The organism is Thermanaeromonas sp., from assembly GCF_021890735.1.
Taxonomy (GTDB): Bacteria; Bacillota; DSM-521; order Neomoorellales; family Neomoorellaceae; genus Thermanaeromonas.
Window position 1 is genome coordinate 1 of record NZ_JAKKUR010000064.1, and the last position, 9728, is coordinate 9728.

General features: G+C 50.3%; 12 protein-coding genes, 1 pseudogene and 1 riboswitch. Of the genes and pseudogenes, 5 read left to right on the forward strand and 8 right to left on the reverse strand.

Features of this window, described 5'->3' with window-relative positions; genetic code table 11:
- The 5 genes and pseudogenes from tnpA to L5656_RS11420 form a co-directional block, all read left to right on the forward strand.
- Nucleotides 1–241: IS66 family insertion sequence element accessory protein TnpA (gene tnpA, locus L5656_RS08870; protein WP_297202000.1), on the forward strand; the 241-nt coding region annotated here is incomplete at its 5' end.
- A 60-nt stretch (nucleotides 242–301) separates the two neighbouring features.
- Complete coding sequence (gene tnpB / locus L5656_RS08875; RefSeq protein WP_297202003.1) at nucleotides 302–565, forward strand: IS66 family insertion sequence element accessory protein TnpB; 264 nt, start codon at nucleotides 302–304, stop codon at nucleotides 563–565.
- Between the two features lie 80 nt (nucleotides 566–645).
- On the forward strand, nucleotides 646–1026 hold the full coding sequence (locus tag L5656_RS08880; RefSeq protein ID WP_297202006.1) for a transposase: 381 nt from the start codon (nucleotides 646–648) through the stop codon (nucleotides 1024–1026).
- A gap of 18 nt (nucleotides 1027–1044) precedes the next feature.
- A pseudogene (locus L5656_RS11510) lies at nucleotides 1045–1110 on the forward strand (hypothetical protein); the annotation flags it as partial.
- Nucleotides 1090–1341: an IS66 family transposase gene (locus L5656_RS11420; RefSeq protein ID WP_428849303.1), complete on the forward strand. Its 252-nt coding sequence runs from the start codon at nucleotides 1090–1092 to the stop codon at nucleotides 1339–1341. The pseudogene L5656_RS11510 and the gene L5656_RS11420, both read left to right, overlap by 21 nt.
- Nucleotides 1342–1365: 24 nt before the next feature.
- Here L5656_RS11420 and L5656_RS08895 read toward each other — a convergent pair whose 3' ends face one another.
- The 8 genes from L5656_RS08895 to L5656_RS08930 form a co-directional block, all read right to left on the reverse strand.
- Nucleotides 1366–1560 carry a replication initiator protein A gene (locus tag L5656_RS08895; RefSeq protein WP_297202009.1) on the reverse strand — a complete coding sequence of 65 codons (195 nt, stop codon included), beginning with the start codon at nucleotides 1558–1560 and terminating at the stop codon, nucleotides 1366–1368.
- Between the two features lie 528 nt (nucleotides 1561–2088).
- Nucleotides 2089–3930, reverse strand: coding sequence for a DUF342 domain-containing protein (locus tag L5656_RS08900; RefSeq protein ID WP_297202011.1), 1842 nt, complete (start codon nucleotides 3928–3930; stop codon nucleotides 2089–2091).
- Between the two features lie 18 nt (nucleotides 3931–3948).
- Nucleotides 3949–4260: an STAS domain-containing protein gene (locus tag L5656_RS08905; protein WP_297202014.1), complete on the reverse strand. Its 312-nt coding sequence runs from the start codon at nucleotides 4258–4260 to the stop codon at nucleotides 3949–3951.
- Complete coding sequence (locus L5656_RS08910; protein WP_297202018.1) at nucleotides 4250–4975, reverse strand: PP2C family protein-serine/threonine phosphatase; 726 nt, start codon at nucleotides 4973–4975, stop codon at nucleotides 4250–4252. Before L5656_RS08910 ends, L5656_RS08905 begins: the two co-directional genes overlap by 11 nt.
- Nucleotides 4950–5294 (reverse strand): STAS domain-containing protein, encoded by a 345-nt coding sequence (locus L5656_RS08915; RefSeq protein ID WP_297202033.1) that lies wholly within the window; start codon nucleotides 5292–5294, stop codon nucleotides 4950–4952. Before L5656_RS08915 ends, L5656_RS08910 begins: the two co-directional genes overlap by 26 nt.
- Nucleotides 5295–5308: 14 nt before the next feature.
- Nucleotides 5309–6580 carry an ATP-binding protein gene (locus L5656_RS08920; protein ID WP_297202021.1) on the reverse strand — a complete coding sequence of 424 codons (1272 nt, stop codon included), beginning with the start codon at nucleotides 6578–6580 and terminating at the stop codon, nucleotides 5309–5311.
- Nucleotides 6581–6966: 386 nt separating this feature from the next.
- Nucleotides 6967–7054: riboswitch (cyclic di-GMP riboswitch) on the reverse strand.
- Between the two features lie 282 nt (nucleotides 7055–7336).
- Entirely contained in the window at nucleotides 7337–8983 is a 1647-nt protein-coding gene (locus L5656_RS08925) for a bifunctional diguanylate cyclase/phosphodiesterase (protein WP_297202024.1), read from the reverse strand.
- An 11-nt stretch (nucleotides 8984–8994) separates the two neighbouring features.
- Nucleotides 8995–9728, reverse strand: a 734-nt coding sequence (locus L5656_RS08930) for a GGDEF domain-containing protein (RefSeq protein ID WP_297202028.1), incomplete at its 5' end; no start/stop codon positions are given.

Consider the following 9728-nt stretch of genomic DNA (forward strand, 5'->3'; position numbering starts at 1 on the left):
GTGCGCCTCCCATGAGGGCATTAGCCCCAGGCAGTTATGGTACTGGCTGCGGAAGTTTAAGAACCAGACCACAGCTCCCCCGGAGACTTCCAACCGGTGGCTGCCAATAGAAATAAGCGAGCAAGGTTCCCCAGAACAGGCCCTCCTGGCCAAAATAGGACCGGCCAGCATCGAGATAGGACCCGGGTTTGACCCGGCCTTGCTCACCCAGGTAGTCCAGGTGTTGATAGCGTTATGCTAAACGAAGTTAGTATCGACCGGGTTTACCTCGCCTGCGGCGCAACAGATCTGCGCAAATCTATTGCTATTCGAGCTGGACCCCTACTTTTCCTGCCTCTTTGTTTTCTGCAACCGTAAGCGGGACAAACTAAAGATCCTCCACTGGGAGCACAACGGGTTCTGGCTTTATTACCGCCGGCTGGAGAAGGGCAAATTCATATGGCCGCAAGACACTACTTCTTCCACCATCACCATCAGCCGCCGGGAGCTGCGCTGGTTGCTCGATGGTCTTCCCCTAAACCAACCTAAAGCCCATCCTGAGGTAAAAGCACGTACCATCTTGTAATATAAAGCATCAGGAAGAAATATTTTCACTTTGTGGTTGATTCTAGAGGAATTTGGGCTGATTCGTCGAAACATTAAAGTATGAACACTGCTAAATCTATAGCTACCATGACCATAGAAGAGCTGCGAGAGCGCTGTGCTCAATTGGAACAACAAGTCGCCGAACTGACCGCTAAATTAAACTGGTTTATGGAGCAGTTCCGCTTAAGTAAAAAACGGCAATTCGGTTCTTCCAGCGAACGGACTTGCACACCACAAGAGCAGCTTTTGCTTTTTAATGAGGCAGAAGCGGAAGCCCGGCCGGAAAAAAGTGAGCCGGATTTGGAGACCATCACCTACCAGCGCCGTAAAACGCGTACCCGCCGGGAGATGAACCTGGAAGATCTGCCGGTAGAAGTAGTAGAGCACCGCCTGCCGGAAGAAGAGCGGGTCTGTCAAAGCTCACGGCGGTCCCTTACATGAAATGAGCACCGAAGTACGGCAAGAGCTCAAATTATCCCGGCCCAAGTGAAAATAGTCAAACACGTGCGCTACGTTTATTCCTGCCGCCGCTGCGAGAAAGAAGAAATAACTACCCCAGTTATAACAGCGCCCATGCCTGCTCCTATACTTCCCGGAAGCCCGGTATCTCCCTTGCTTCTAAGCTACATCATGACCCAGAAATATGGGGTGGGGTTACCCCTCTACCGCCAGGAGCAGCAGTTTAAAAGTTTGGGGATAGACCTTTCCCGGCAGACCCTGGCCAACTGGGTACTACACGGGGCCGGATACGTTTAAATCTTCGGCAATTTCCTCTCGTGCCTATTTTATATAGACACGTCCCTCATCGTCGTACCAACCATTTTTCTTGGATAACTCCATACGATCCAGGAGCAGGCCATAGGCCAGTTTTGCTCCCAGGCTTAACCCTTTATATTTTTGATTTTTCAATAAGACCTTGGGTACCATAACGAATCTGATGGGGTTCACCTCGTTGACCTTAAAATATTCTCCCAAGTCAGCAGCCCTCCCATTTTAAAGGAGAGCTAGCTATCTTATTTGGTTTTGTTTTATAGTTGCTGTCTGCTAAGATATATTAGTAGTGCTAAACTTCTTACTGGGTGGCTCCCCTTATTTTTTATAACCAAAGAAAACCGCAAACAAAACCGCAAACACAAGAGCTAACACAAGGCAACCCAGAAGGGTACAGGAAGTATTATCCGGTATAAAGAACCTAGAAAAATCAACACTTGCAGGGACTAGAAGGTACTGTCGAACATTGTCGAAACTGCCATCTTTAGGACTTTCAGTTATATCTCACTCCGATTGGCAGGATTTGTTACAGGAATTTATCCTATGGAAAAGTGCTTCGAAGTAGAGCCCCCAAAAGCTAGATGTATACCTTTCACGTAAGGGCGAAGGCCGCATTAAACATATTTCTTTAGTGAACCGGGGAGTAAAAGGATAAGCGGTAGAACCTGCGCCACCGGAAGCTATCGGCCACCTCCCTAACATATTCTCGTTTTCGGCAGATCTACTAATTTCCTAGGCTGGAACTCCCTTAGACCTGAGGTTCCCTTCCTTATCCAACCAGAGGCGGATGCTTTTTTCCTCCCTATCAAAACGATAAACCCGGCCGCCGACCACTACAGAAGCGCCCTCAAAGGCATAACCCACGGTAACCACGGCTGTCGGGCCAGTCACCACCCTGGTGGTGACCCCACCTCTGGATCCCAGCTCTCCCACATACACATCCCCGCCAGCTTGTATCTCGCCACCGCGAAATACCCCGGATACAGTCACTTTCTTACCAGCCTGAACGCGGGAATTATAACAACCACTCCCCACCACCCGGACATCGCCGGTAGCTATAACGGTGGAATTGTAGACGCTTGGCGCCACCACATTACTTTCCGCAGATAGCGGGGACGCAAAGGCCAGTTCCCATTCCTCGGCTTTTCGAGCCAACGTTTCGATCTCCTGAAGGTCACGCACGGCCAAAGGGGAACGAACCAGCGCTCGTTCGACTTCCCGGATAAACTCTTCTAGGCCTTCCGCGGCCATTCCTGGGGGCATAGTTTCAACCTGCTTCTTGAAGGTTTTTACGGTAGCGGGAAGATGGCGAAACTTCCCCTCCAACAGTAACATTACCAGGGGACCGATACCGCCTTTAAGATCGTCCTGCTTGAACGCCGGGTGATCCAGTAACTGCCGGATAGCCATGGTCATCTCTTGCAAGCCGACCGCCAAGGTATGAACCTGTGGTAACATTCGTAGTAAGGCAGGAGCTCCTCCTGCGATTACCACCGATGACACGATATTCCCCCTGATCAGGATAGATCCCTTGGCTTGAACCCTTGCGCCGGAGACCAACCCTTCCACCCTAACATTTCCGTCGGCTTCTACTGCCATCCCATCTGTTACATTTCCACCAATTAGGATATCTCCTTTAAAAACAATGTTACCTGAAGCAAGGTCTACGTCACCAGCATGTACCAACTCAGGTAATACACTTACCTTCACCAAGTTACGCCAGCGGGAGGCTACAGGACGTCCAGCTCGCGCCGCTACGGCCCGTTCACCATCCCTAGTAAGCACCGCTCCTTCTCCCACAGAAAGGATAAAATCCTTGGGCGTCGGCGGCACGATTACCTCACCCTTGACGCTGGTGCCAGGACGTCCTGGCTCAGGCGGATGTTTGACAGCCAGAACTTCTCCCGGCTCCACCGAAGTAAAAACATAGCGTTCCCGGAAATCCACCGTTTCGTCTTCCCCTGCTAGTACCGGCACCTTAGAATTAGAGGGAAAAAGCAATTCTACCCAGCCATCCTTTCCGGGTTGTGCAGGAATACCTCGGGCGATAACTATCTCCTCTTCAGCACAGGATGTAACACCACGAGAGCATGCTTCCCAGTCTATGCCATAGTTGATCCCCAGCCGGGATAACTCCTGCAATAGTTCGTCCCATGTGAGTGGGGGAAGACGTTCTTCTTGCTCCACTACCGCCAGTTGTAGTATTTTGGCAGGCGGCAGATCCGGTAGTTCCCGGTGAACTACCACCGTAGGGCGCGTTCGCAATATCGCTTGTAGACCATCGGAAGAAACGGACACAGACCATTTTCCTTCTCTTCGTTCTTCTACCGTTTCCACCTGCACCGTATCCATCATAGATACAGGAGTGGGCTGAGTGCACTCACGGCCGTTAACGATCAGTCTTACCCCTGGACAAGGTACCACTACCGGGTAGGGTCCCTCCGGTCGGTGCCGGACGACAAGGCGGCCCTGTTTGACAAAAGCATATGGACCTACCGGTTCTCCGTCCGGAAAAGCATTATCCGCTGTACTCGCTGTTGCTGAGGGTGGCCCTTGGGTAATCCCCTCTTTCATTTAGGAACTCACCTCCTGCTAAGCGTTGGGATTTGTCTTTAGGATTTCTAGCACTCGGAAAAACCCTATCACTTCCAAGTCTTCTCGAATATGATCGGGGATGCGAACAATTCTCAGGGTCCGACCCTGCCTATACAGGTCTCTGGCCTGGCTCAGGAGCATTCCCGCCCCAGAAGAGTCTATGAACCGAAGTCCCTGCAGATCTATCTCCACCACTTCCTCCGGTCGTCGCTGAATTTCCTGCTGCAACTGCTCCACGTTGCTGAAGTCCAGTTCACCTTCCACCTCCAGGATTGCCATCCCTTCCTTTTGCCGGACTCTAATCTCCATCCCTTTTACCTCCCTTTCCCGTTACCTTCATAACAACCAGTGTCACGTCATCCTTTTGAGGAAAACCGTGGGTAAATGTTTCCAAGTCAGATAAAATGTTTTGTTTCATCTTATCTGCATCAGTGCCATCCTGAAGGCGAACTATCTCCTTCAATCGCTCGAGCCCGTACCTTTGTGCGCTCGGACCGCAGGCCTCCACAAGTCCATCGGTATACAGCACCACCGCATCTCCGGGAGCAAGAAAAAATTCCTCCACCCCTGATCCAAGGTAATCTTCCAACAGACCCAAGGCGACTCCCCGGCACCGGGCCACTTTCACCTTGCCGTCAGATAGAAGGAGGGGAGGGTGGTGCCCTGCATTGACACAGGAGAGGCGTCTAGTTATCCCGTCGTAACACAGCAGGCATAGGGTGGCAAAAGCCCCGCATTTCCGCAGTTCATGCCCTCCCACCTTGTTTAACCGGCGGACTACCTCCAGAGGATGGGGATTAATCCTAATACACTCCCGCAGCATATGGCGGATTGTTGCCATCAGCCGGGCCGCCCGGAATCCTTTACCCATTACATCTCCGATGACAGCAAACACGGTTCTCTGGTCGCAGGCGATAAACTCAAAAAAATCTCCCCCGACCTGTCCGGCAGGCAGGCTACACCCACTACCTTCCAATCCGTAAGCCTTTAGTATTTGCTCATTCCCTGTGACGACTTCTATCATCCTGCTCCTCCCTCTCTTCTCCGGCTAGAGCAGTGTTTTGTGCTAGGAGCCTGTCCAGCCCTACCAGCCGCATCACCTCCGCCACTTCAGGTTGCGGCCTCAAAATCAGCATCTGGCCTCCTTTTTGTCGCCATTCGTTACTAATGTCCAACAAACTTTTTAAACCGGTGGAATCAACAAAAGAAATGCCTGACAGGTCAACTTCCAGCGTGTGTTCCTCCACTTTCCTAATAGCCTCTTGCAGTTGCGCTACCGTTTCCACATCCAATTCACCGTTTAGCACTATCCTACACACTCCCTCAACAACATGAACATCCACTTTTAGCAATAACATCACCCTCTTTCATTGGCCTTGTCCTGTTTTGACCCATCTTCAGGCACAACGGTGAAGTCCAGGGCCAGGGTGGTACCTGATGGTCCTGTATTAAGGTAGAGGTGGTCCGCATAGTAGAGCATCAGGGTAAATCCACATCCCAACGAATTTTTGGTTGAATAATGTTGCATCAGCGTTGCCCGGGCCAATTCGCTGGTTTTGATTCCCGGACCCCGGTCCTGTACGATAATTCTAACGGTATCCCCTAACTGTCTGGCCTGCCACCAACCACCCCCCGCATGTTTAAGAGCGTTGGTCAGTGCCTCTGACAAGCACAAGTCAATCGCGTGCCGCCTGCGGCTGTCGAGACTAGGCAAAGCTTCCCGCATTACCCGGCGGGCTTCCGGAATGTTATGGGTCTGCCGGACCTCACCCCTGGCCAGTTCTGTCCCTTCTGAGATCACTTTCTCCATCTCTTCACCATTCACCAGGTATAATCGGCCACCCGTTACCGCCGCTATGGCCTCCCGGTAAGCCTGCATCTCCTGCTGGTGCATCTTTCTCTCCTTTTCAATTACCTCGGTGATGTCAAAGGCCAGCAGTCCACCGCTCCTGTGATCAAACGGCACGCAGTGAAGATCAAAAACCTTTTGCCCGTCAGCACTAACGATCACCTCGCGTCGATGTTCGGATTGGCGGATAGCCTGGCGCATCAGTTTTTCCGCTTCTTCCATCGGCAGGTCCAGGTCGGCCTGGCCCGAAAGGTAACGGAAGCGTCCCGCTTCATATTTCATCACTTTTCCCACCTTGAGTGCGTTAATTAGCTCGGATTTTTCCACTTCAGCCAGCAGTTTTTCCCTGACCAGGTCCTGAAGGTGCTCCGGCAAGTGGCGAGAAATCTCCTCTACTAGCTCGCCGGCGCTTCCGGTCAGCAAATGGTATTCCTCATTGCTAAGACGGGGGGCAGTCCCTTGCTTCCGGTGGACGCACAGGATCTCAAAAACATGGACGTTATTTTTCCCTTTGAACGGCAATCCGGCCACTTCGACCCACAAGCTTTCCTGCAGCCTGATTATATACCGGCCCGGAACTGGGGCTTCTGTTTCCAGCCCAAACTCCCTGGGATTTAACACCAAAATGTGGGCCGGATACTGCTTGCCATGCTCATCTTCCAGTAATACCCGGACGGGCGGCGAAGGAACCCGGCGAAGGGGGCTCGGCTGAACGAAGTAACGGCATTCCACACAACGACGGTCTGGTTCTTTCTTAGCGCATTCAAGACACCGTCGCAATTTTTTCACCTCCCTTCTGCCTGTCAGCCGCTCCCGGCTGTGTAGCCTTTCAATTACTTCAATATTACCAGCAAGCGATCCAGCCATTGGTTCTGGGCATATATCTACCTTCCCAGGCTGGCCGGGTCGTGATAGGTGGCAGTCTGCCCAAAGGCCTCTTACGCCAGAGCCGCCACCAGCTTTTTCCGCTGCCTACATTTTTAAAGGCAAGAGGAATAGTGTCGGCCAGGCTTCTTCCCCTTACTCCACACGGATCCTTTGCGCCTGCTTCTAAGGGCAAGGTAAAACTGGTCTTCCGCTAAAATAAAAACACCAGGCGGTAGATACGGATACCGGCTGGTGTGGTTATCCTGAATACTAGCTTGCTGTATATATTGTGGCACCCCACCGGCAGCCCGGCTGCCATAGCCTTCCACCAGCCTTAGGCCCGTGGCTTTGCGCCCCCGCCTTTCGACGGGTTTGCCCTTGACGGCAGGTCATGATTGACCCAAGCTCAGAATTGCCAAGCCTTTCTAAGTGTAAAATAGCACAGTCTATGTTTCCAAATCAAGTACAATTGCGGACAGGGTTAGTGGCAATTTAAAGTTAGAACCTGTAGCAGCCTATTTTTCCCCCGTCTGCTGCCAGTGTCTTAACCCCTTCCAGTTGTCTTCTAGGTACCGGCGTGCTTTCCCTAATCAGATTTTGCAAAAGACTTGTGCCGTAAGTTTTTGTTGTATGCGGAGGTTGTGCCAAGGGTTTTCACGGATACGGCTACTAATCAAGAATCTCCGGAGAGGGCTTCCCAAGATAGTAGCCTTGACATAGATTAACACCAAATCGCTTAAGTATAGCGCAAGCTTCTGCTGTTTCCACCCATTCCGCGATAGGTTCAATAGCCAGGCTACGTAAGAGGGCTGCTATGTGTTCAACTATTAATTTACATCTAGCGCTTCGCGTGATATCCCTTATGAGGGAGCCCTCAATTTTTACAAAATAGCAATCGAACTGGCGTAAATACAAGAAAGAAGAGAAGCCGCTACCGAAATCGTCTAAAGCCAGTCTCATGCCAGCGTTCTGTAAGTGGGTAGCAAAGATATGAACCTTACCTACATCTCTTACTGCCTGCCTCTCAGTTAGTTCTACTACGAGCCGGTCCGGCCTGATACCATAATCCTTAAGCATGCGTAAGAATTTTTCTACAAGGTCATCACGTTCTACTTCCTGCAACGCACAATTTACGAAAATCAGATGTTCGGAATCTTTTTGGCTGATTTTCCAGAGGGCTTTTTCCAGGGACTTTTCCGTAAGGCTGTGGATCATATTTATATCCTCAGCCAGCTCAGCAAAGGCTGCTGCCGGAAGTACCCGGCCCTGGTACTGTATTCTGGCCAGTATTTCGTACCCTATAACGTTTCCAGTTTCCACGTCAACAATGGGTTGAAAATATGGGATTACACCCTCCGGTTTTTGTAAGGCTTCCCTTAGGATAAGGCTCTTTTCGTGGACTACAGTTAAGTCCGTGGTACCGGCGTTCACATCTAATACTACTATGCGGTTCTTACCCAGACGCTTGGCTTTCAAGGTAGCCATTTCAGCAGCGGCCAGAAGGTCGTTGGCTGCCATTCCATGTACTGGATAACAAGATATACCGATACTTACTGTTACTCCGAAATCCTCTTCGATGGGCCGCTGTTGTTCTACAGCTTGGCGAAAGCTTTCCGCTAGGGCCAGGATTTCATACATATCTTTTGCTGGAACTATAACCCCGAAGGAGTTACTTCCTGTTCTCGCTAATATACCATTGACCGGTGCGAAAACTTCCCTCAAGACTTCTGCTACAACACGCAGAACAGCGTCGCCCACTGCGTATCCGTAAAGATCGTTGACGAGCTTGAGATCATCTACGTCGGCCCAAATGACGTTTAGATTCTCATTATGGTGCTTGGCATACTCCAAGGCCGTATCTAGTTCTTTTTGGAAATGCTCCCGGCTTAGGAGACCGGTCAAGGGATCGGTTTCCGAAAGTATTTTTAGCACTCTAAGCGCTTCGTCCTGGTATCCTAAGGACACGCAGCCTAGCTCCAGTATAGCGCCCACGAGTATTTCCTTTAGTTTTTGTCCGCCTGCTGGCAGATCCTGGGTATGTAGATAATCTCTTATAAAGGTATCTGCTAAGGCTACCAGTTCCCGCAGCACTTGCTCAGTAGGTATTTCGTGCCCATAAAACAAGCGCCCGATCTCTACTGCCTGCTGGCAGGCATCCAGAAAGTGGGAGATATCACGCACAGATTGTTGCATTCTATGGAGCAGAAACTTTAGGTTGGAGCTCAGTTCAGGGCTCAAAAAGGTGGCCTCATATTTTCCTTGGATTATACCTAAAAGTTCGGCGAAGAAATCTTTAGAAAGCATGATTCTAGACACAAACCCCACTTTCAATTTTTAGGTTCCGGTCCGTCTCCACAGACCACTTTATTCTTACCTTGTCTTTTGGCTCTATACATAGCCTTGTCGGCCCGGGCTATGAGATCGTTGACAGATGTAATTCCCGTACCCTGATATTCCACTGCCCCTATGCTAACGGTTATAACGACTTCTATTCCCGGGATTAAGACATCTTTAGCGATCTGGCTTCGTATTCTTTCGAGGGCAGTTCTTGCTTTATCTAAGGTCGTATCTGGTAGGATAATTACAAACTCTTCTCCCCCGTAACGGATAACCTTGTCACCGCCGCGCAGGCTTCTTTTTATAATTCCAGCCGTTGCACATAAAACTTCGTCGCCCACACGGTGCCCATATTCATCGTTTATTACTTTAAAGTTGTCTAAGTCTAACATAGCAACTACTAGGGGTTTACTTTTTTCCTGGGCTTCTTTTAATAATTGACTTAATATTGGGTAAAGCGCTAGACGGTTGTAAAGGCCGGTCAGGGGATCATGTTCGATGCGATCCTTAAGTTGGAGAAGAAAGGTATCTATAACTACGAGGATTTGAGCTAAGAACTCTGTAGCTCTATCGATATAAATCCATTGTATAGAGTCGCTGTCTCGCCTAATACCCATTATTTCACGCAGAGCCCTTGTATGTATGTCCAAGATATTGGCCGCCTGTACGTGGTTATCATCGAGGCCATGTGTAAGATCTTGATAAGCTTCCAGCAGAACCCCTT

Coding starts and splice junctions, on each gene's coding strand:
- L5656_RS08900 (WP_297202011.1), bottom strand. CDS start 3,930: ATGAAAGAGGGGATTACCCAAGGGCCACCCTCAGCAACAGCGAGTACA.
- L5656_RS08905 (WP_297202014.1), bottom strand. CDS start 4,260: ATGGAGATTAGAGTCCGGCAAAAGGAAGGGATGGCAATCCTGGAGGTG.
- L5656_RS08910 (WP_297202018.1), bottom strand. CDS start 4,975: ATGATAGAAGTCGTCACAGGGAATGAGCAAATACTAAAGGCTTACGGA.
- L5656_RS08880 (WP_297202006.1), top strand. CDS start 646: ATGAACACTGCTAAATCTATAGCTACCATGACCATAGAAGAGCTGCGA.